Source organism: Pseudomonas sp. LH1G9, assembly GCF_002949975.1.
In the GTDB taxonomy this organism is placed as follows: domain Bacteria; phylum Pseudomonadota; class Gammaproteobacteria; order Pseudomonadales; family Pseudomonadaceae; genus Aquipseudomonas; species Aquipseudomonas veronii.
Genome location: NZ_CP026880.1, coordinates 3,792,945 through 3,814,026 on the forward strand (window position 1 = coordinate 3,792,945; position 21,082 = coordinate 3,814,026).

General features: G+C 62.7%; 21 protein-coding genes. 11 read left to right on the plus strand and 10 right to left on the minus strand.

Going from position 1 to position 21,082, the window contains the following annotated elements:
• Positions 1-15 precede the first annotated feature (15 nt).
• Genes C5F70_RS17590 through C5F70_RS17600 form a run of 3 tightly spaced genes read left to right on the plus strand, consistent with a single transcriptional unit; the run spans position 16 to position 2,149 of the window.
• Entirely contained in the window at positions 16-894 is an 879-nt protein-coding gene (locus C5F70_RS17590; RefSeq protein WP_104903800.1) for a DUF692 domain-containing protein, read from the plus strand.
• On the plus strand, positions 891-1,667 hold the full coding sequence (locus C5F70_RS17595) for a DUF2063 domain-containing protein (protein WP_104903801.1): 777 nt from the start codon (positions 891-893) through the stop codon (positions 1,665-1,667). The genes C5F70_RS17590 and C5F70_RS17595 overlap by 4 nt, the downstream gene beginning before the upstream one ends.
• Positions 1,664-2,149, plus strand: a complete 486-nt coding sequence (locus tag C5F70_RS17600; RefSeq protein ID WP_017844794.1) for a DoxX family protein — start codon at positions 1,664-1,666, stop codon at positions 2,147-2,149. Before C5F70_RS17595 ends, C5F70_RS17600 begins: the two co-directional genes overlap by 4 nt.
• Here C5F70_RS17600 and C5F70_RS17605 read toward each other — a convergent pair.
• Positions 2,146-3,054: a LysR family transcriptional regulator gene (locus C5F70_RS17605; RefSeq protein WP_017844793.1), complete on the minus strand. Its 909-nt coding sequence runs from the start codon at positions 3,052-3,054 to the stop codon at positions 2,146-2,148. The two genes, C5F70_RS17600 and C5F70_RS17605, sit on opposite strands and share 4 nt — an antisense overlap.
• 104 nt (positions 3,055-3,158) lie before the next feature.
• Here C5F70_RS17605 and C5F70_RS17610 point away from each other — a divergent pair, with 104 nt between their 5' ends.
• From C5F70_RS17610 to C5F70_RS17620, 3 genes are all read left to right on the plus strand, one after another.
• Positions 3,159-3,758 carry a short chain dehydrogenase gene (locus C5F70_RS17610; RefSeq protein WP_104903802.1) on the plus strand — a complete coding sequence of 200 codons (600 nt, stop codon included), beginning with the start codon at positions 3,159-3,161 and terminating at the stop codon, positions 3,756-3,758.
• A 96-nt stretch (positions 3,759-3,854) separates the two neighbouring features.
• Positions 3,855-4,526 carry a COG3650 family protein gene (locus tag C5F70_RS17615; protein WP_017844791.1) on the plus strand — a complete coding sequence of 224 codons (672 nt, stop codon included), beginning with the start codon at positions 3,855-3,857 and terminating at the stop codon, positions 4,524-4,526.
• Positions 4,527-4,632: 106 nt separating this feature from the next.
• Entirely contained in the window at positions 4,633-6,246 is a 1,614-nt protein-coding gene (locus C5F70_RS17620) for an NAD(P)/FAD-dependent oxidoreductase (protein WP_017844790.1), read from the plus strand.
• Positions 6,247-6,304: 58 nt separating this feature from the next.
• Here the strand turns inward: C5F70_RS17620 and C5F70_RS17625 are convergent, their stop codons facing one another.
• A complete protein-coding gene (locus tag C5F70_RS17625) occupies positions 6,305-7,399 on the minus strand; it encodes a PLP-dependent cysteine synthase family protein (protein WP_104903803.1) in 1,095 nt (364 codons plus the stop codon).
• 215 nt (positions 7,400-7,614) lie between these two features.
• Here C5F70_RS17625 and nhaA point away from each other — a divergent pair, with 215 nt between their 5' ends.
• A complete protein-coding gene (nhaA, locus tag C5F70_RS17630; RefSeq protein WP_017844788.1) occupies positions 7,615-8,790 on the plus strand; it encodes a Na+/H+ antiporter NhaA in 1,176 nt (391 codons plus the stop codon).
• A gap of 76 nt (positions 8,791-8,866) precedes the next feature.
• Here the strand turns inward: nhaA and C5F70_RS17635 are convergent, their stop codons facing one another.
• Positions 8,867-9,331 (minus strand): glycine zipper 2TM domain-containing protein, encoded by a 465-nt coding sequence (locus C5F70_RS17635; protein WP_003189251.1) that lies wholly within the window; start codon positions 9,329-9,331, stop codon positions 8,867-8,869.
• A 157-nt stretch (positions 9,332-9,488) separates the two neighbouring features.
• On the opposite strand from C5F70_RS17635, the gene C5F70_RS17640 reads away from it, so the two are divergent.
• Positions 9,489-9,731, plus strand: coding sequence for a hypothetical protein (locus C5F70_RS17640; protein ID WP_017844787.1), 243 nt, complete (start codon positions 9,489-9,491; stop codon positions 9,729-9,731).
• Positions 9,732-9,785: 54 nt separating this feature from the next.
• On the opposite strand, the gene pdxH is transcribed toward C5F70_RS17640, so the two are convergent.
• From pdxH to dinG, 5 genes are all read right to left on the minus strand, one after another.
• Positions 9,786-10,433 carry a pyridoxamine 5'-phosphate oxidase gene (pdxH, locus tag C5F70_RS17645; RefSeq protein WP_017844786.1) on the minus strand — a complete coding sequence of 216 codons (648 nt, stop codon included), beginning with the start codon at positions 10,431-10,433 and terminating at the stop codon, positions 9,786-9,788.
• A gap of 27 nt (positions 10,434-10,460) precedes the next feature.
• Complete coding sequence (locus C5F70_RS17650) at positions 10,461-11,699, minus strand: OmpA family protein (protein WP_104903804.1); 1,239 nt, start codon at positions 11,697-11,699, stop codon at positions 10,461-10,463.
• Positions 11,700-11,841: 142 nt separating this feature from the next.
• Positions 11,842-12,987, minus strand: a complete 1,146-nt coding sequence (locus tag C5F70_RS17655; protein WP_046490235.1) for a serine hydrolase domain-containing protein — start codon at positions 12,985-12,987, stop codon at positions 11,842-11,844.
• Between the two features lie 82 nt (positions 12,988-13,069).
• A complete protein-coding gene (locus tag C5F70_RS17660) occupies positions 13,070-15,367 on the minus strand; it encodes a beta-galactosidase (protein WP_104903805.1) in 2,298 nt (765 codons plus the stop codon).
• A gap of 98 nt (positions 15,368-15,465) precedes the next feature.
• Positions 15,466-17,610, minus strand: coding sequence for an ATP-dependent DNA helicase DinG (gene dinG, locus C5F70_RS17665; RefSeq protein ID WP_017844782.1), 2,145 nt, complete (start codon positions 17,608-17,610; stop codon positions 15,466-15,468).
• A 99-nt stretch (positions 17,611-17,709) separates the two neighbouring features.
• On the opposite strand from dinG, the gene C5F70_RS17670 reads away from it, so the two are divergent.
• Positions 17,710-18,174: a CopD family protein gene (locus C5F70_RS17670; RefSeq protein ID WP_046490232.1), complete on the plus strand. Its 465-nt coding sequence runs from the start codon at positions 17,710-17,712 to the stop codon at positions 18,172-18,174.
• Positions 18,175-18,276: 102 nt separating this feature from the next.
• Here the strand turns inward: C5F70_RS17670 and C5F70_RS17675 are convergent, their stop codons facing one another.
• Together C5F70_RS17675 and C5F70_RS17680 are read right to left on the minus strand one after the other, a co-directional pair.
• Positions 18,277-19,035, minus strand: coding sequence for a hypothetical protein (locus C5F70_RS17675; protein ID WP_017844780.1), 759 nt, complete (start codon positions 19,033-19,035; stop codon positions 18,277-18,279).
• Between the two features lie 171 nt (positions 19,036-19,206).
• On the minus strand, positions 19,207-19,902 hold the full coding sequence (locus C5F70_RS17680) for an OmpA family protein (RefSeq protein ID WP_026139770.1): 696 nt from the start codon (positions 19,900-19,902) through the stop codon (positions 19,207-19,209).
• 190 nt (positions 19,903-20,092) lie between these two features.
• Here C5F70_RS17680 and C5F70_RS17685 point away from each other — a divergent pair, with 190 nt between their 5' ends.
• Together C5F70_RS17685 and C5F70_RS17690 are read left to right on the plus strand one after the other, a co-directional pair.
• Positions 20,093-20,590 (plus strand): DUF6231 family protein, encoded by a 498-nt coding sequence (locus C5F70_RS17685; protein ID WP_017844778.1) that lies wholly within the window; start codon positions 20,093-20,095, stop codon positions 20,588-20,590.
• A 4-nt stretch (positions 20,591-20,594) separates the two neighbouring features.
• A complete protein-coding gene (locus C5F70_RS17690; RefSeq protein ID WP_017844777.1) occupies positions 20,595-21,065 on the plus strand; it encodes a YchJ family protein in 471 nt (156 codons plus the stop codon).
• Positions 21,066-21,082 lie beyond the last annotated feature (17 nt).

Here is a 21,082-nt window from a genome sequence, read left to right on the forward strand (position 1 = left end):
GCAGCCTGAGTACTGATGATGACGCTTTCGTTCCTGCAAACGCCCTCAGCGGCTCAGGTGCCCGGCCTCCCCCTGCGGGCCGGGCTGGGGCTGAAAAACGAGCACTTCACTGAAGTGCTCGACACCTGCCCCGATATCGGTTTTTTTGAAGTGCATGCCGAAAACTACATGGTGGCCGGCGGCCCGTTTCATCACTACCTGGGTTTGATTCGCGCGCAGTACCCGCTGTCGCTGCACGGCGTAGGCCTGTCCATCGGCGGCGAAAGCCCGCTGAACCGTGAGCACCTGGCACGGCTGGCAACACTGATCGAGCGCTATCAACCCCAGGCCTTTTCCGAGCACCTGGCCTGGTCGACCCACGGCCCGGTGTTTCTCAACGACTTGCTGCCCCTGGCCTACGATGTCGCCAGCCTCAATCGAGTGTGCGAACACGTTGATCAGGTTCAGAGCACCCTCAAGCGGCCAATGCTGCTGGAGAACCCATCGACCTATCTGCAGTTCCAGCGCTCGACGCTCGACGAAACGGACTTCATCGGCGAAATCATCCGCCGCACCGGTTGCGGCCTGCTGCTGGACGTGAATAACGTCTATGTGTCGTGCATCAATCATCAGCGCGATCCGTTGACCTACATCGACGCGCTGCCCTTGCACGCCGTGGCTGAGATTCATCTGGCAGGCTTTGCCGAAGACACCGACAGCCTGGGTGAGCGCCTGCTGATCGACGATCACGGCGCGCCCATCGATAACGCCGTCTGGCAGTTGTACGAACACGTGCTCGCGCATACCGGCCCGGTGGCCACGCTGATCGAAAGGGATAACCAGGTACCGGCCTTCAGCGTGCTGCTGGCCGAGGCACAGCAGGCCGAACGGCACTTGTCGCGGGGCCGCCCATGAGCCTTCTCGAAGACTTTGCCGCCGCCCTGCTGGCGCCGGACCAAGCCTGCCCGGCCGGCCTGTTCAGCAGCAACGGCGCCGACCCGGCCAGCCGTTTTGCGGTGTATCGCAACAATGTCCACGGCTCGTTGATCAACGCGCTGGCGACTGCTTACCCGGTGACGTTGCAACTGGTGGGCGAGGAGTTTTTCCGCGCCATGGCCGGCTGCTACGTACAGGCATGCCCGCCCGGCAGCCCATTGATCAGCGAATACGGCGCGACATTTTCCGGTTTTATCCAGGGCTTTGAACCGGCCGCGAGCGTGCCTTACCTGGCGGATGTAGCGCGCCTGGAACGCTTGCGGGTCCGTGCCTATCACGCGGCGGATGCCCCCGCGCTGGAACCGCAGGCTGTTCTGCAGCAACTGCAAACGCACACCGAGCTGGGCACATTGCACCTGCAACTGCACCCATCCCTGGCCACGCTGGACTCGCGCTACGCCGTCGTCGCGGTGTGGGCGGCGCACCAGACCGAGGGCGCGATTGCCACGTTGAATCCCTGGCATGCCCAGGGCGCCCTCGTGTTGCGCCGGGGCCTGGAGGTCAAGGTGTTCGCCATCGACAGCGGCTCGGTGGCGTTTATCGACAGCCTGAACCAGGGCGCGGTGCTGGAGAAGGCGCTCGCGCACGCACTCGAGGCCTCAGCCGAGTTCGACCTGCACCAATGCCTGGCGTTGCTGATCAACCAAGCCGCCATCACTTATCTGTCTCTGGAACACAAGGTATCGCCATGAACCCTCGATCAACGCGCCTGATCAACCGGGCCATCCAGCTTTTCGAAAAAATCCCCTACAGCTTGATCGCCTTTCTCGCACGCTTCTCCATCGCGGCGGTGTTCTGGAAGTCCGGGCAAACCAAAGTCGAAGGCTTTGCCATCGACTTGATCAGCGGCACCTTCCAACTGGGCGAGCCGCGCCTCGCCGCCTCGACGCTGCCGCTGTTTCGCAGCGAATACAAGCTGCCCTGGCTGTCGCCGGAAGTGGCCGCGCACATGGCGGCATTTGCCGAACACTTCTTCCCGGTGCTGATCCTGCTGGGCTTGGCCACACGCTTCTCGGCCCTGGCGTTGATCGGCATGACCCTGACCATTCAACTGTTCGTGTACCCCGATGCCTACCCGACCCACGGCACCTGGCTGGCCGTCCTACTGCTGTTAGTGGCCAAAGGCCCGGGGCGCCTCTCCGTCGACCACCTGATCGCCCGCCGCTATCGCTAGAGTCGGTCGAGGGCTTCGCCGCTGCGCTTGAACCAGTCCACCAGGTAGTCGGCCAACACCTGGGTGCGTCGCGGCAAGCCGCCCTGATAGGGATGCACCAGGTACATCGGCAGGCTCCGCGTCTGATAATCCCGCAGGAGCCAGCGCAATCGGCCGTCAGCCAGTTCCGCCGGTAAAACGTAGGAAGGCAGCCGCGCAATACCAGCGCCCACCAGGGCGGCCTTTTTCAACAGGTTGTAGTGATTGGAAGCGAAGGTCCCGCTCACCCGCACGCGTAGCAGCTCGTGCTGCTGGTGGTACAGCCACTCTTCGCGGCCGCTGTAGTGGCTGTTCAGCAGGCAGGTGTGGGACGCCAGATCGGCCGGGGTCAGCGGTTCGCCGTGCTGCTCCAGGTAGGCCGGGCTGGCACAGGTCATCTCGTGCCAGGCCAACAGCGGCTTGGCCACCAGGCGCTGATTTTCGATGGCGCCCGAGCGTACCCCCAGGTCAAAGCCATCCCGCGCCAGGTCGCGGTAGCTGTTGTTCAGCTCCAGTTCGATCTGCACCTGCGGGTAGTGCTCGGAAAACTCCAGCAACAAGCCGTCGAAGAAGGTTTCGCCCAACGACACCGGAACCGTCATACGCACCGGCCCGGCCAAGTCGTCCTTGAGCCGGGCCAGTGCCTGACGTGCCCGTTCGACCTGCGCCACCAACGCCTGCGCCTGGGGCAACAACGCAGCGCCGGCAGCGGTCAGGCTGAGCTTGCGCGTGGTGCGATGCAGCAACACCACCGAGTACCCGGCCTCCAGCTGGCTGATGCGCTTGGACAGTTGCCCTTTGCTGCAACCCAGTTGCTCAGCCGCCACGGTGAAACTGCCGGCCTCGATCAGTACGGCAAACGCCGCCAGGTCATCCATCTCGCTCATGGATTGTTTCCATTTGAAAACCAAAGGTTGCTTATTAGCGCGTTTATCCACTTGAAAAGCCACACTAGACTGAACCCTCACTTACCCACTGGAGAAACAGCACGATGAAAATCCTATTGATTGGTGCCAGCGGCACCGTGGGCTCGGCGGTCAAGGCGGAACTGGCGCAGCGTCACGAGGTGATCAGTATTGGTCGCAGCAGCGGCGACTTCCAGGTGGATATCAGCGACAGCGCCTCGATCCGTCGGCTGTTCGAGCAGACCGGCCGGTTCGATGCCTTGGTCTGCGCCGCAGGCAGTGTGAATTTCGTCGCGCTGGGTGAGATGAGCGAAACCGATTTCGAACTGGGCCTGCGCGACAAACTGATGGGCCAGGTCAACCTGCTGCTGATCGGCCGCGAGTACGCCAACGACGGCGCCTCGCTCACCTTTACCAGCGGCATCCTCAACCGCGACCCGATTCGCACCGGCGCCTCGGCGGCACTGGTCAATGGCGCACTGGATGCATTTGTGAAAGCCGCCGCAATCGAATTGCCACGGGGCCTGCGCGTCAATTCCGTAAGCCCGACAGTGCTGCTGGAAGCCATGGGCAGCTATGCACCGTACTTTCGCGGGTACAAACCGGCTGCGGGCGCCGATGTGGCACTGGCCTACGCGAAAAGCGTCGAGGGCTTGCAGACCGGCCAAACCTTTATCGTAGGTTGAACGCCAAAGCTGTAAGAAATGCCTGAAGCTGGCGCGTGGGCTTGTGATGCACCGCCAGCCTGCGTAACGTGGCGGCACTTGTCAGGAGACCCGATAATGCGTGCCGCCCGTACCCTCATGCTGTTTGCCTTGCTCCCCTTGTTCACCGCCTGCCAGTTGTTCGAAAGCGAGCCGGCCAAACCGTCCACCGCCGGGCTGACCCGCATGCAGGGCGAGCTCACGGCAGTCGCCGGCAAGCTGTTGTTCCAACCGTGCCACGACCAGCGCAACTACGTGGTCAAGGACACCGGCGGCACCAGCATCCTGCAGGAAGCCGCTTCCCTGGCGGGCCAGCAAGGCGCACTGTTTGCCGACCTGCGCGGCAAGTTCTCCGGCGTCGCCGCCGGCACCCAGGGCGAAGTGGAGCTGCAACAGCTGTACCGCGTCGAGCGCTCGACCTCGGCCTGCGATGATCCCGACTTCAAGCGCATGATCCTGCGTGCCAACGGCCACAAGCCGGCCTGGGCGCTGAACGTCACCGCCAAGGGCATGGTGCTGGAGCGCGAAGGCCAGCCGCCGCTGCCGGTTCCCTATGTCGAGGAACAACTGGGTGACGGTCGTTTCAACCTGATGACCGAAGCCAATAACCAGCACATCGAACTGTGGGTGGCCCCCCAGCGCTGTGTCGACAGTGCCAGCGGCAGCCTGCAACACATGACCGCCGAGTTGCGGGTCAACGGTCAAGTCCAGCGTGGCTGCGCGGCTTTCGGCGGTTCGCGCGACGATTGATGCGGGCCCGCGCTGTTTTAACATGACGGGAACCTGCCGTTGGGGCTTATAATCGCCGGTTTGCAAAACTGCCGGCCCCACCAAACGCCGCACACCGGATCCTGTCATGTTACGAATCACCGAACTCAAGCTGCCCATCGACCATCCCGAAGAAGACCTGCGGCCCGCCATCGTGCAGCGCCTGGGCATCGCCAGTGATGACCTGCTCGATTTCACCCTGTTCAAGCGCAGCTACGACGCCCGCAAGAAATCGTCGGAGCTGTGCTTCATCTACACCGTCGACCTGAACGTGAAGGGTGAAGCCGCCCTGCTGCTCAAGTTTGCCGACGACCGCAACATCAACCCGGCGCCGGACGTCAGCTACAAGGTGGTGGGCCAGGCGCCCGCGGATCTGGTTGAACGTCCGATCGTCGTCGGTTTTGGCCCGTGCGGGATTTTCGCCGGGCTGCTGCTGGCGCAGATGGGCTTCAAGCCGATCATCCTCGAGCGCGGCAAGGAAGTGCGCCAGCGCACCAAGGACACCTGGGGCCTGTGGCGCAAAAGCGTGCTCAACCCGGAGTCCAACGTGCAGTTCGGTGAGGGCGGCGCCGGGACCTTTTCCGATGGCAAGCTCTACAGCCAGATCAAAGACCCGAAATTCCACGGGCGCAAAGTGCTGCACGAGTTCGTCAAGGCCGGCGCGCCGGAAGAAATCCTCTACGTCAGCAAGCCGCACATCGGTACGTTCCGCCTGACCGGCGTGGTGGAAAACATGCGCGAGCAAATCATCGCCCTGGGCGGTGAAGTGCGCTTCGAGCAACGGGTGACCGACGTATTGATCGAAGACGGTCAACTGAACGGCGTGGTCATCGACGGCGGCGAGCAGATCCTCTCCAAGCACGTGATCCTCGCCCTCGGCCACAGCGCCCGCGACACCTTCCGCATGCTCCACGGCCGTGGCGTGTACATGGAAGCCAAGCCGTTTTCCGTGGGTTTCCGTATCGAACACCCACAGTCGCTGATCGACGCCGCGCGCCTGGGCAAATACGCCGGGCACCCGAAACTCGGCGCGGCCGACTACAAACTGGTACACCACGCCAAGAATGGCCGTTCGGTCTACAGCTTCTGCATGTGCCCCGGTGGCACCGTGGTGGCCGCGACGTCCGAGCCGCATCGCGTGGTGACCAACGGCATGAGCCAGTACTCGCGCAACGAGCGCAACGCCAACTCCGGCATCGTCGTCGGCATCACGCCTGAGGTCGATTACCCGGGCGGCCCGCTGGCCGGCATCGAGCTGCAGGAGCGCCTGGAATCCCACGCCTACATCCTCGGCGGCAGCAATTACGAAGCCCCGGCGCAACTGGTCGGTGATTTCATCGCCGGCAAGCCGTCCACGGCCATCGGCAGCGTGGAACCGTCCTACAAACCTGGGGTGTCCATGGGCGATCTGGCCCTGGCACTGCCGGACTTCGCCATCGAAGCGATCCGTGAAGCCTTGCCGGCGTTCGAGAAGCAGATCAAGGGCTACTCGTTGCACGACGCCGTCTTGACCGGGATCGAGACACGCACCTCATCGCCGTTGCGGATTACCCGTAACGAATCGATGCAGAGCCTGAACGTCAAAGGCCTGTTCCCGGCCGGCGAAGGTGCGGGTTATGCCGGTGGGATTCTGTCCGCAGGCGTCGACGGCATTCGGATTGCCGAGGCGTTGGCGCGGGATATGTTGGGTATCGAGGCCTGAAAACAGCACCGTCCAAAGGTGGGAGCGCGGCCGCTCCCACATTGGTTTTTGTGGCGTGTCAGATATTCGCGCGCAAGATGTCATCGGGCAGTGGCTCACCGCGCTCGACGCTGGCCGCCACCGCGGCTATCAAGCCCTGCAGTTCATACCCCTGCCCCGTCAGCCACGCCTGATCGTAATAGGTAGTGGCATACCGCTCGCCCCCGTCACACAAGATCGCCACGATCGACCCCGACTCCCCCGCCGCTTTCATCTGCTGCGCCGCCATCAGGGCACCGATCAGGTTGGTCCCGCTCGACCCGCCGACCCGCCGCCCCAACCGCTCGGCAAGGTAATGCATGGCCGCCAGCGACAGCGCGTCCGGCACCTTGACCATCGCATCGATGACCTTGGGCAAAAACGACGCTTCGACCCGCGGTCGGCCAATGCCTTCAATCCGCGAGCCGCACTCCAGGCGCAAGCCGGCATCACCGCTCAGGTAGTAGTCAAAGAACACCGAGCGCTCGGCGTCGGCACACAACACGCGGGTGCAATGCTGGCGATAACGCACATAGCGTCCCAGGGTCGCGGTGGTACCGCCCGTGCCGGGGCTGGAAATCAGCCAGCTCGGCTCCGGATGACGCTCGAAGCGCATCTGCTGGAAGATCGACTCGGCGATATTATTGTTCGCCCGCCAGTCGGTGGCGCGTTCGGCGTAGGTGAACTGGTCCATGAAGTGACCACCGCTTTCCTGCGCCAGGCGTTCGGATTCGGCGTAGATCTGCGTCGGATCTTGTACCAGATGGCTCTTGCCGCCATAGAAGCCGATCTGGGCGATCTTTTCCTGGGAGGTGGTGGCCGGCATCACGGCGATAAACGGCAGGCCGAGCAAGCGCGCGAAGTAGGCTTCGGAGATCGCCGTCGAACCGCTGGAGGCTTCGATCACCGGCGCTCCCGGCTTCAGCCAGCCATTGCACAGCGCGTACAGGAACAGCGAGCGCGCCAGCCGGTGTTTGAGGCTGCCGGTGGGGTGGCTGGACTCATCCTTGAAGTACAACTCGATACCCGGCAAGCCGGGCAGCGCCAAAGGGATCAGGTGGGTGTCGGCGCTGCGCTGGAAGTCTGCTTCAATGATACGAATGGCTTCGCGGGCCCAGGGACGGTGGTCGCTCATGAGAGGATCTCTAAGGATTTCAGCCTCAATCTTAGGATGTTTCCCACATCACACACAGATACAGTAACGACTCAATCGGACACACAATTGCTAGGCTCCGCCCCAACTCCGACCGCGCTCCTTTCTTATAACAAATAAGAATATAACTTTTGTTTTAACAACTAACGGTACGGGTTAGGGTACGCATCTATTGAATCTGGATTGGAGAGCACCCCTTGGCTCTGCGTAGCACGTTCACCCGTTTCTTCCAGTTGGAAGCCGCCAGCGGTCTATTGTTGATCGCCGCAGCCGCGTTGGCGCTGATCGTCAACAACTCACCGTTGTCGCACCTCTACAGCGCGTTCCTCGACGTGCCCGTGGTGGCGCAGATTGGCGCGCTGAAGATCGCCAAGCCCGCGTTGCTGTGGATCAACGACGGCCTGATGGCCCTGTTCTTCCTGCTGATCGGCCTGGAGGTCAAGCGCGAGCTGCTCGACGGCCACCTGTCCAAGCCTTCGCAAGTCGTCCTGCCAGGCGCCGCGGCGATCGGCGGCATGGTCGTGCCGGCATTGATCTACTGGGCAATCAACAAGGATTACCCGGCGGCGCTTTCCGGCTGGGCGATCCCCATGGCCACCGATATCGCCTTCGCATTGGGCGTCCTGGCGCTGCTCGGCAAGCGCGTGCCGGTGTCGCTGAAACTGTTCCTGATGACCCTGGCCATCATCGATGACCTGGGCGCGATCATCGTGATCGCCGTGTTCTATTCCAGCGACCTGTCCGGCGCCGCCCTGGCGGGCGCGGGCGCCTGCTTGATCGCCTTGATTGCCATGAACCGCCTGGGCGTGATCAAGCTCGGGCCGTACCTGATCATCGGCCTGATCCTGTGGGTCTGCGTACTGAAAAGTGGCGTGCATGCCACCTTGGCCGGCGTGACGCTGGCGTTCTGCATCCCGATGCGTACCAAAAACGCCGAAACCTCGCCGCTGTTGACGCTCGAACATGCCCTGCATCCATGGGTGGCCTATGGCATCCTGCCGCTGTTCGCGTTCGCCAACGCCGGTGTGTCCCTGAGCGGGGTCAGCCTCGAGAGCTTCACCCACCACGTACCGCTGGGCATCGCCCTCGGCCTGCTGATCGGCAAGACCATCGGCGTGTTCGGCCTGACCTGGCTCGCCATCAAGACCGGCCTCGCCGCGCTGCCCAGCGGCGCCAGTTGGGGCCAGGTGTTCGGCGTGGCGATCCTGTGCGGCATCGGCTTCACCATGAGCCTGTTTGTCGGCTCTCTGGCGTTCGTGCCGGGCGCCAGTGAATTTGCCGGGGAAGATCGAATGGGGATTCTGACCGGGTCGATACTCGCGGCGTGTATCGGTTATGCGGTGACGGCGATGGCGAGTCGCAAGAAAGCCTGACTCGCACAAAACACCGCGCACAAAAAACCCCAGCCGGTCACCCGGCTGGGGTTTTTCTTTGCTCGCGGCTTAACGCTTAGCGAGTCACGCGGCTGGTACCATCAACGGTCATGATGCGAACGCGATCACCGATGCGGAAGATTTCATTCTCCTGCACGGCCTGCACGTAGGCACGCATGCTGCCGTCGTCTTCGCGAACGGTGATTTCCACGCCCTGGGTGCGGGTCAGGCCTTCTTCGGTGGCCGAACCCAACAGGCCGCCGGCGACGGCGCCGATCACGGCGGTCACGATACTGCCACGGCCGCCACCGATGGCGCTGCCGCCCACGCCGCCAATGACGGCACCGGCCGCACCGCCGATTGGGGTCTTGGTGCCTTCGATTTTCACCGGACGCAGGGATTCAATGGTCCCCATGCGAACGGTCTGCACGCGACGCGCTTCGTCACGGGAGTATGAGTCGCCGGTCAGACTCGAGGCGCAGCCACCCAACAACAACGACAGGGTAGTAAAGCAGGCAACTAGTAAAACGGACTTACGCATAGCATCAACTCCAAAGGACAGGTGTTCATTAGACGCGGCCGCTTGACGCCTGTCACGGCAAGCTCCGCAGAAAATTGCTTTCATTCAGCCCTAGTACAGAGTGCCAGCACCAAAACAGACGACAAACGGTAGCTCTCATCTCGTAAACAGGACGCTCATGGATTATTTCATCATTATAGTCACGACCGTAGCCGGCTTGTATTTCCATGGCTGGTTATACCTGCGCATCCGCCGCTGGATCGACCGCGACCTGGCGCTCTCCCTGGCGGGCAACGACCTGCACAAGCGGGCCTTCATGCTGCAACAACTGGAAAAAGCCCGCACCCTGAAGATCAACCGCCGCGAGCTGCCGGACTGGTTGAAAAATGCGGCGCAGCAGTACACGCCCGAGGCCTCTTGAACAGAGGCTTCGGGGTGACGAGCAACAGTCAGAAAGGGTGACGCAAGACGACGATCAGGGCGCCAGGCGCTCACGGGTCCAGTCGGCCCCGTGCAAGCGGTAGTTCAGGCGGTCATGCAGGCGGCTGGCGCGGCCTTGCCAGAACTCGATGCGCTCGGGCAATAAGCGATAGCCGCCCCAGTGTTCAGGGCAGTGCGGCTGAGTGTCGCTGAACCGCTGTTCGGTGACCTTGAGCAAGTCGTGCAATTCTTCGCGATCACGGATCACCTTGCTCTGCGGGGAAGCCCAGGCGCCCAGGCGGCTGCCCAAAGGGCGCACCTGGAAATAGGCATCCGACTCTTCCGGCGTGACCTTGACCACCCGGCCCTCGATGCGTACCTGACGCTCCAGGGTCGGCCAGAAAAAGGTCATGGCCGCGAAGGGCCGCGCCGCAAGCTGATCGCCCTTGGCGCTCTCATAGTTGGTGAAGAAGGTAAAGCCCTGCGCATCCAGGCCCTTGAGCAGCAGGATGCGACAGTGCGGGCGACCGTCCTCGTCGACCGTGGCCAGGGTCATGGCATTGGCCTCCACCGGCGGCTGCTCGGTTTTCACCGCATCGCCGAACCACTGGTGGAACAAGGCAAACGGCTCGCTCGGGGCCTGGGCCTCGCTCAAACCATCCCGTGTGTAGTCACGGCGCATATCAGCCAACACCTGGGTCATGCGACTTTATCCTTCTGGTTCAGCGGATCAGTTTTTGGCCTGGTCGTTCGCAGCCGGTGCAGCAGCCTTGGCCTTGGCTTTGGCCGCAGCAGGTTTCTTGGCGGCTGCCTTGGCCGGAGCCTTTTTCGCGGCTGGCTTGGCAGCGGATTTTTTCGCGACCGTCTTTTTCGCCGAGGCTTTTGCGACCGGCGCAGGCGCGGGAACGTCCTGCACAGCAACCATTTCAGCCACAGGCGGAGTCTTGCCCGAGTTGTACTTGCTCAGCAAGGCCAACATAGTTGTACGCTGAGTAAACATAATTTCCATGCGACGGTTCAGCGCACGGCCTTGGGTGCTGTCGTTGGCAGCACGCGGCATCATGTCGCCCATGCCACGCAGCATCAGACGGTCTTGCTTGAGGCCGCTGAGGCTGAAAATCGATGCGATGGATTGCGCGCGTTCTTTGGTCAGCGCCTGGCTCGCCGGGGCCGCGCCGGTGGCATCAACGTGACCGAGGACCAGTACGGCGGTCTTCGGGTCGGCTTCAACAGCCTTGGCGACGCGAGTGAACGGGCCCAGGGTGACCGGCAGCAACATCGCCGGGCGTTTCGGGTTGTAGGAACCGTCTACCGGGGCAATCACCACCAGTACGTTGTCGCGACGTTCCAGTTGCAGGTTGCTGTCCTTGATCGCGGCGCGCAGGCGCGGCTCATAGTCGTCCAGCCAGGCCTGGGTGATTTTCGGGTCGGGCATTGGCACGTTGGTCACGTCGACCTTGGCCAATGGCTTAGGCTTGGACGTGCTTTCGAATGGCCACCACCAGTGAGTCTCGGAGTCGGTCTTGGCCACGGCGGGGGCGGCAGGAGCAGCGGCTGGCGCCGGGGTGGCGGCCTTGAGGTCGGCCTTCAGGTCAGCCTTGGCATCGGCGGCCTTTTCGTCGGCGCTCTTGGAGGAGAACGGCCACCAGCTGGAGCCGGTATCCGCTTTGGCCACCGGGGCTGGCGCAGGAGCGGCGGCTACCGGTGCGGCAGGCTTGGCGCCAGCTGCGGCAGCTACCGGTGCAGCCGGCTTGGCGCTGGCAGCAGCCGCTACCGGTGCGGCAGGTTTGGCACCCGCGGCGGGTTTGGCGTCCGGTTTGGCGTCGGTTTGGCTCACTGCGTCCTTGGTAGCAGCCTTGTCAGATCCAAATGACCACCAATGCCCGCCTTCGGCATCATTTTGTGGTGTTTGTGCGCAGCCAGTAATAGATAGGCACAGCGCCAGTGCCAAGGACTTGTTCGATAACATGAGATATCCACAAAATGAGAAAAAACCGAGGGCCTGAATGACCCGTTAAACAGACGCTTCCAGAACATTAAAGTTACAATATTTTGCTCAGCGTCTTCTTATACTTGCATTTGTAACAAAAAAACGTGAAACAGCAAGGGGTTTACAGACAACCGGCCAATATTCTGACCAACTTCTGCGCACGTGGGTCCATAAGTACGTAGGGCCCCAGCGTATTAGTCACAAAACCGAACGCTACATCATGTTCGGGGTCGGCAAACCCCAGCGAACCGCCCGCACCAGGATGTCCAAATGCACGCGGGCCAAGGCCGAAGGTCGCATTCGGCAATTGCGGTTGATCCAACATGCAGCCCAGGCCGAAACGGGTTTGGGTCAATAAGGTTTTATCGGGCCCGATACTGTGTTCACGGGTCAATTGTTCGAGCATGTCGCTTTCCAGCAAACTACCGTCCAATAAACCACTATAAAAACCCGCCAGGCTACGCGCATTACCGTGACCGTTTGCCGCTGGCTGCTGCATACGCCGCCATTCGGGTTTATTAGTGCTGGTCAGAATAGACGGCGGATTGGCAAATGCCCGCGTCGTCATGGCCGTGGGTTCACGCATCATTACTTGCAGTAAACGTTGCGCGGCGTCATCGCCCATGTTGCCTTTGCCGCGCGCTACATGGGCCACGCGATAAAATTCTTCGTCCGCCAGGCCCACATGAAAATCCAGCCCCAACGGGCGTGCAACCCGCGCCACGATGGACTCGCCCGGCCCACGCCCGTCGGCACGGCGCAGCAATTCCCCGACCAGCCAGCCATAGGTGATCGCCTCGTAGCCGTGGCCTTGGCCCGGCGTCCACCACGGCGCTTCGGCGGCCAAGGTGTCGACCATCAACGACCAGTCGTACAGCGCTTCGGTGGGCAGCATCTCGCGGATCGCCGGCAACCCGGCCTGGTGGCAGAGCAACTGGCGCAAGGTGATCGCTTCTTTACCGGCCGCGGCAAATGCCGGCCAATAGTTGGCCACTGGCGCATCCAGTTGCAGCTTGCCTTCGGCCACCAATTGCAGGGCCGCAACGGCGGTGAAGGTCTTGGTGCAGGAGAACAGGTTGACGATGGTGTCGCTGTGCCAAGCCTGTGCCCCATCCTTGTCGGCGGTGCCGGCCCACAGGTCGACCACGGTTTCCCCGCCGATCTGGATGCACAGCGCCGCACCACGTTCCTGCGGGTCATCGAACAACGTGGCGAACGCTTCACGTACCGCTTCGAACTGGAGTTCGTAATGCCCCTGAACCTGCACCTAAGCCCCCTCGGAAAACGCTGTAAAAAGTGGCCGACATTGTTCCAGCCCTTGTAGGATTTGTGAACCCGTCAACACTGAATCAATGACCATTTCCGGCATGCCCACCGGAGTGTCCGGCGCCCTGCCCCGCACCTTTACCGTCATGCCCGGGCTTGCTGCCTTCATGCTCGCGAACCGCGCGGGCCGCCTTGGCCTTTTCGGCTTCCTTGCCCAGTTGGTCGACCGCCGCCAGGTTGCTTCGACGCACGCTGTCGACAAAGCCCTGGAACGGCACATCGGTAATGCCGACCAGACCGAAGTGGCCGTTTTCGCCGTCCAGCAGACGCCCGGTCACAGGCTGGTCCAGGTACTGGAACCAGTGAACGCCGACAATCGACGGCTCGGCCATGGCCTGCTTGAGGAAGTTGGCATACGCCGCGCCGCGATCTTCTTCCTTGGCCAACTGGGTCACACCGCCCCAGAACGGGCCGCGGTCCGCCGAGCCGAAGTTGAATTCGGTGATCAACACCGGCTTGTCCAACGCGCGCAAGGCGGCGAAGTCATAGCCGTCCTGGGGTTTGAGCGTGTACAGGTTGAAGCTCAACACGTCGCAATACTGCGCACAGGACGCCACCGCCTCCGGCGTACTCACCGCATAACGCCCGCCCAGCAGCAACTGGTTGGGCGCGTGCCATTTGAGTGCATCGGAGATGGTCTTGAAGTACGTATCGGCGAAGGTCTTCTGGAAGTGTTTGAAGTCGGCTTCGATTTCCGGGTGCTCAGGGTTGGGCATCGGCGGTTCGAAGCCCGGGTCTTCCATCAGTTCCCAGCCCGCCAGGTGGATGCCCCAGGCTTTCGACAGGCCTTCTTCGTTACGGTATTTGTCACGCAGTTGCTTGAGGAATGCACGCTTGGCCGGTACATCGGTGGTCATGCGCAGGGTGCCGTAGGCCAGGGCGTAACGGGATTTTGCATCGTCACCGGGACCGGCCCAGGCCAGTTCGTTATCGGCAAAAAAACCGATCAGCCAAGGATCGTCGCGATGATCGCGGGCGGCGATGGCCACGGCGCGCTCGGTGGCCATGGCGAAACGCGGGTCGAACGGGTCGGGCATGCCGCCCCACCAGTCGGTGCCGGTGCTGATGCTGGCGTAATCGCCGACGATCGACAGCGGCAAGGTGTACGGCACGCGGTCCGCGCTGGCCAGTTGCGCAGCGCTCCAGTTGCCGACGGTGTTGAAACCCCAGGCCTGCAGGCGGTCGAGGGTGTGGCTGACCCAGCGCTTCTGGTCGAAACCGTCAGTGTCATACGTGCGCTGCAGGTTGGCGCGGTAGAAATCGTACCAACGCCCGGCGCCAAAGCTACGCCCTTCGCCGGCGCCGTTACCGGTGCGGTTGTCGCCGCTGCCGTAGTACTTGTCAAAGGGTTCCCCAGCCTTGGGCAGCGCCGCGAACATCCATTCACGGCCCGCCACGTAGGTCTGGTTGTTATCCGAAGCCACGGTGTTGACGCCCAGGGAATAGAACGGATGCCCCTCCGGCGTCACCAGATACCAACGACCATCGCGCTTCTCGGTGCGGAAAAAGCCGCTGGCGTCGAACGCCGGGCCTTTGTTCCAACCGCCGTACTGGTCCAGGGAGGATTTATCCCGCTCGGCCAGCCAAGCCTTGAGCTGTTGCTGCTCCTTGGTGGCGGCGGCCTTGAGTTGCTCGTCGCTGTTGACCTTTTCCGGCCAGCGCGCACGGGTGGACTGGCCATAGGCATCCACCAGTTCGCTGTAGGCCGCCTTCAGCACCGGCTCGCTGTCCTGCACGCCAAAGCGTTCCAGCAGAATACTTTGGGCGACATTCGGCTTGATCATCGACAGGGTCACCGACACCACCTGGCTGCGGTCGATGTCTCCGGCGCTGCTGGCCAGTAACACGCGCTGGCCGTCGACGCTGATCGGCATCGGCGGGCCGGCCTTCATGCCCTGGCTCAATGGCGAGTTGGCTTGCAGCGGGATCAGCAGGGTCTGGGCCGGACCGGCCGGCAGGTCGATGCGGCTGACCAGCGTCCTGCCGTCATTGCTCTGCACCTTGACGTACAGGGTCAGCGCCCAGTCCATGGCGCTCTGGATACGCAGGCTGATGGCGCTGGATTGCGACCAGTCCCAGGCGCCGGTCTGCGGGCTGAGCACCAGGCTCGGTTCGGCGGCCGGGTTGAAGGTGATGCGGCGCAGCACCTCGCCTTCAGGGGTTTGTTCGGCGTTGTATTGCGGCAGGCTGGCGTCCTGAGTCGCCACTTTGACCACATCGGCAGGTCGGACGAAGTTGAACAACGTTTGTTGCCCGGCGGGCGCGGCCAGCAGCGGCGCAGCGAACAGCAGGGCAAAAAGGGCGGGCAGCGTGCGAATCATACGAGCAAGGTTCTCCCAAACGGCCGATAAATGGCCTGATGACATAATGCGATGGCAGTGAGATAGACCACGAAGTGGGCGATTTTGCCCACTGTGGCTTAAGAAATTTCGCGCCGGAACGGCGGCAAGGCATTCAGGATGGCCTTGCCATAGCGCTGCGTGACCAGACGGCGGTCCAGCAAGGTGATGGTGCCCCGGTCTTCTTCGGTCCGCAGCAAGCGCCCGCAGGCCTGCACCAGCTTCAGGGACGCATCCGGCACCGAGATTTCCATGAACGGGTTGCCGCCACGGGCCTCGATCCACTCGGCCAACGCGGCCTCGACCGGGTCATCCGGCACCGAGAACGGGATCTTGGCGATCACCACGTGTTCGCAGTAAGCACCGGGCAAGTCCACGCCTTCGGCAAAGCTCGCCAGGCCGAACAGCACGCTGGAATCGCCGCCATCGACCCGCGCCTTGTGCTTGTTCAGGGTTTCCTGCTTGGACAGGTTGCCCTGGATAAACACCTGCTTGCGCCAGTCGCGGTCGAGGCCGTCGAACACGTCCTGCATCTGTTTGCGCGACGAGAACAGCACCAGGGTGCCGCGTGAACCTTCGACCAGCTCCGGCAAGTCACGGATGATCGCGGCGGTGTGGGCCGGCGCATCCCGAGGGTCGGCCTTGAGGTCAGGCACGCGCAGCACACCGGCGTTAGCGTGATGGAACGGGCTCGGCACCACGGCGGTGACGGCTTTTTTCGGCAGGCCGGCGCGCATGCGGAAGCGGTCGAAGGTGCCCAGGGCGGTCAGCGTGGCCGAGGTGACCAGGCAGCCATACGCCACGTTCCACAGGTTGCGCCGCAGCATTTCCGCCGCAAGGATCGGGCTGGCGTTGACCTCGATATCGAACAGCGCACCGCTTTCCGACAGGGTCAGCCAACGGGCCATGGGCGGGTTGTCTTCCGGGTCTTCGACGGTGAAGGCCGTCCACAACTCCCAGTTGCCCTGGGCGCGGGACAACAGGCTGCCGAACAGTGGGTACCATTCCTCGGCCTGGTTGCTGGCGATGCCGATGTTGACCTCGCCGTCCATGCCTTCCTTGAGCAGGTCGGTCAGGCGGGTGAACAGGTCGGTCAGGCGCGAAAAACCCTTCTTCAGTTCGACGCCCATTTCACGCATGTGCTCGGGGATCAGCCCGCCGACAAAGCGATGGCGCGGGCGCTCGCGGCCCTCGACGTCTTCGCCGGGCTTGAAGTCGGCGACCTGCTCGCAGGCGCTGAACATGAACTGCTGCTGGGTCTTGATCTCCCGCGCCAGTTCCGGCACCTGTTCGATCAGCTTGCCCAGGTCGCCGGGCAGCGGGTGCTGGGCCAGCAGTTTGGTGAGGTTCTTGGCGGTGGCCTCCAGCCAGTCGGCGGTGGAGCGCAGGCGCGTGTAATGGGCGAAGTGGCCGATGGCCTTGTCGGGCAGGTGGTGGCCTTCGTCGAATACGTAGAGCGTGTCGCGCGGGTCCGGCAGCACGGCGCCGCCGCCCAGGGCCAGGTCGGCGAGGACCATGTCGTGGTTGGTGACGATCACGTCGACCTTGCCCATGCCTTCGCGCGCTTTATAGAAGGCGCACTGGCCGAAGTTGGGGCAATGACGGTTGGTGCATTGGCTGTGGTCGGTGGTCAGGCGCGCCCAATCGGCGTCTTCCAGGGCGGTGGGCCAGCTGTCGCGGTCGCCGTCCCATTTATTCCCGGCCAGTTTTTCGATCATGCTGGTAAACAGCTTCTGGCTGACTTCATCGACTTCGATCTTGAAGCCTTCTTCTTCGAACAAGGAGGCCGTGGCGGTTTGCGCGTGGCCTTCCTGCAGCAGCACGTCGAGCTTGGACAGGCACATATAGCGGCCACGGCCCTTGGCCAGGGCGAAGGTGAAGTTCAGGCCGCTGTTGCGCATCAGGTCGGGCAGGTCTTTGTAGACGATCTGCTCCTGCAGGGCGACGGTGGCGGTGGCGATCACCAGGCGCTTGCCGGCGGCCTTGGCGGTGGGAATCGCCGCCAGGCTATAGGCCACGGTCTTGCCGGTACCGGTGCCGGCCTCGACGGCCACGACCGCGGGGTCACCGCTGCGCCGGCCTTCGTCGTCGGTGTCGATATCCCCGAGGACCTTGGCCACTTCGGCGATCATCAGGCGTTGGCCGTAGCGCGGTTTCAAGCTCTTGGCTTCGAGAAAACGCGAATAGGCGCCCTGGATCGTGGTTTTGAGTTCAGTGCTGATCATGGATAGTCGGGCGCAAAAAACGCTGGATAAATTTTCAGTGGTTCGGATCGACCGCTATCATACCCCGCTAATTAATCCCGCGCAGAACGGAGTACCGCAATGACCGTGTTCAGCCTCGTTTACACCCTGCATGTATTGGCCGCCCTGATCTGGGTCGGCGGCATGTTTTTCGCCTGGATGATCCTGCGCCCGGCCGCTGTGGCGGCCCTCGAGGGCCCTGCCCGGCTCAAGCTGTGGGCGAATGTGTTTCAACGTTTTTTCGTGTGGGTTTGGGTGGCGGTGCTGGTTTTGCCGATCAGCGGTGTCGGCCTGTTGCAACTGCGCTTCAGCGGGTTTGAAACCGCACCGCGTTACGTGCAGGTGATGATGGGCTTGTATGTGGTGATGACGGCGCTGTTCATCCGCATCCAGGCGTTGAAGTTCCCCGAATTGCGCACAGCGGTGGCGGCTGAGGATTGGCCGGCGGGTGCGGCTGCACTGGGGCAGATCCGCAAGCTTGTGGGCATTAACCTGCTCGTTGGGTTGGTGGTGGTCGCGATTGCTTCGGCGCGGCCGATGTTCTGAGACGGGCCTTAAACGGCCATCGGGAGCACACCCCCTCCCACATTTGAAATGCATTCCAAATGTGGGAGGGGGCGTGCTCCCGATGGCGTCAGATCGGACGACTCAAAGTCGCTGAATGGTCACAGTTCCCGCAGGCCCGGCCGGCCCCGGCTGCCCTTCCACCCCTGGCCGGCCTTTCTCGCCACCATCGGCGCGGTACACCAGGCAACCCTTGGATTGCCCACCACGCCCAGGCTTGCCCGCCGTCCCCGCCAAACCGCCCGCGCCGCCATCGACCCAGACCTTGATCTTGTCGCTTGGGAAGTCCTGCGGCAGTTCGACCCGCACCTGCGCACCCGCCGCGCCAGGCAACCCGTCGCCACCGTTATCACCGTTGGCGCCGCGCCCAGCGGAGCCCCAAGTGCAACCCGGGTCTTCGCCGTTGGCGCCGTCCAGCCCGGCATAACCTTGGGCGCCAGCGCCACCACGGGCATCCACCGACAGTTCCTGCGCCGTCAGGGCATTGATGCGCAAGGTCAGGTCACGTCCGGCCCTGGCTGGTTTTTCGTGGGTACCGGGAGCGCCACGCGAGGTGATCTGGCTGCCATGTTCCAGTTGCGCATGCCGCGCCTGCAATTGCAGCCCGGTGCTCCCCGGAGCGATGGCGATGCGTGCTTCGCGGCCCAGGTGCAACTCATCCACCGAGATCTGGCTGATCGTGGCCGGGATGAGCAACGTGCCGTAGTCCGCGACGTCCAGGCGTTCCAGCTGCAATACGCCGGTACTGCTGGGCAAGCGCATCAACGAGTTGGTTTCAACACTCACGCTCTGGGCCAGGGCAACGGGGCTGACCAACAGGGCCAACAGAAAAACCTTACGCATCATGGGGCTCCTGAGTGATGGGGAATTTGTTATTTCAAATTTTTCTTTGGGCGCACAGTAACGACTTCTACAGGCGATTTGCCAGTGAAGGATCAAAAAACTTGAGAAGGCGGCAGTTTCAGCGAGGATCGCCAACGATGCCCCTGTGGAATCCCACAGGGGCAAGGCCTGTCAGCGGTTGATCTGGATTTCTACGCGGCGGTTCAGGGCACGGCCTTCAGCGGTTTTGTTGTCAGCCACCGGATGACTTTCGCCCGCACCGGTCACCGACACGAAGTTACTGCGAGGCACACCGGCGCCGATCAGGTAGTCCGTCACCGAATGTGCGCGTTTTTCCGAGAGTGTCTGGTTGTAGGCGTCCTTGCCGACGCTGTCGGTATGCCCGCTGACCCGCAACTGGGCGCTCGGGGCTTCGCGTTTCAGGCGGGTGGCGATGGTGTCGAGCGCGGTTTTATCCGCCGCCGTCAGCTTCGCCGAGTCGAACTGGAAGTGTACATCGCGAATCACGATGGTTTCTTCCTTGACCACAACCACCTCTTCAACCACCGCCGCGGGTGGCGCAGGAGGGCAACCATTGGCATCGACCTGTACGCCTTTCGGCGTGCCGGGGCACTTGTCGCGGCTGTCCGGCACGCCGTCGCCGTCTTCGTCACCATCGCCGTGTACCCAGCAATAGGCGCCGGCCATGCCGCCGATCAACAACGCGCCGTAGCCGGCATAGGCTGAGCTTTCCGTCGCACCGATCGCCGCACCGGTCACGCCGCCCACGGCGGCGCAGGTGGGCCAATCGGTTTTTTGCAAACCTGCACAACCTGTCAATACTCCGGTGAGCAGAACCAAGGGTAGAGCTGTCCGCATGATGCTCATTTGATTTCTCCTGAGGGGATCGGCAGGGGCCGATGGGTGGAGTAAAGACCGCTCCTTTCAACTGCGCCAGTACGTCACACCCCCGGATTCATTGAGGATGGGCGTACTTGAAGGACTTTTCGCAACCACCCGCTCTAGGCCCGCACGCTCAGCCGCGCTAGTCTCTAGGGTCCTGATGTGAGGATCTCTGATGACCGCTGGTATTTCTTCCCGTACACCCCAGCAAGCCCTGGCTGCCTTGCTCGATTTGCACCAGCCCAAACGCCTGTTGCTGTTGGGTGCCAGCCAGTTCCCGGCGCTGGAGGCCTTTCAAAAGGCGCACCCTGAGACTCAGGTGTCCGTCGCGACGCCTGGCGCGCTGCCGGCGGACCTCGCGGCGCAGCGTTTTGACCTGGCGCTGGTGGTCGATTGCCTGGAGCACCTGTCAAAACCACAAGGCCTGACCCTGCTGGGCGGCATCCGCAACCTCAATGCCAGCCGCATTGCGGTGCTGGTCGACCTGGGCGCCTGCGACTGGAAAGACACTGACTTCTTCTCCCTGGCCCTGCAGGCCGGCGAGCGCTTCCAGCGCGATGAGCAGGTACTGACGCTGTTTACCTATGATCTGCTTGACTATAAACAGGTGCCGGACTGGCTCAACGCCCGCTTCTGGGCCAACCCGGAAAACTTCGGAAAGTATTGGTGGTAACCCGATGAGTACATCCATTTGCCCCTGCGGCAGCGGCAACCTGCTGGACGCGTGCTGCGGCCATTATCACGCCGGCCACCCGGCGCCGTGCGCCACCGCGCTGATGCGCTCGCGCTACAGCGCCTACGTACTGGGCCTGGTGGACTACCTGGTGGCTACCACGTTGCCTGCGCAGCAGGCCGGCCTGGACCGTGATGCCATCGCCACCTGGAGCGCCCAGAGCACCTGGCTCGGCCTGGAAGTGGAAAGCTCCGAGGTGTTCGGCGGCCAGCCGGAACATGCGTTCGTGACATTTACCGCGCGCTGGCATGACAGCACCGGCGAACATAGCCACCGCGAACAGTCCTCTTTCGTACAGAATGAGGGACACTGGTACTTCATCGACCCCACCGTGGAAGTGAAGGCCGGACGCAACGACGCATGCGTCTGCGGGAGTGGGCAGAAGTTCAAGAAGTGTTGCTCCAGCTACCTCTAACCACCTCACAGGGATCG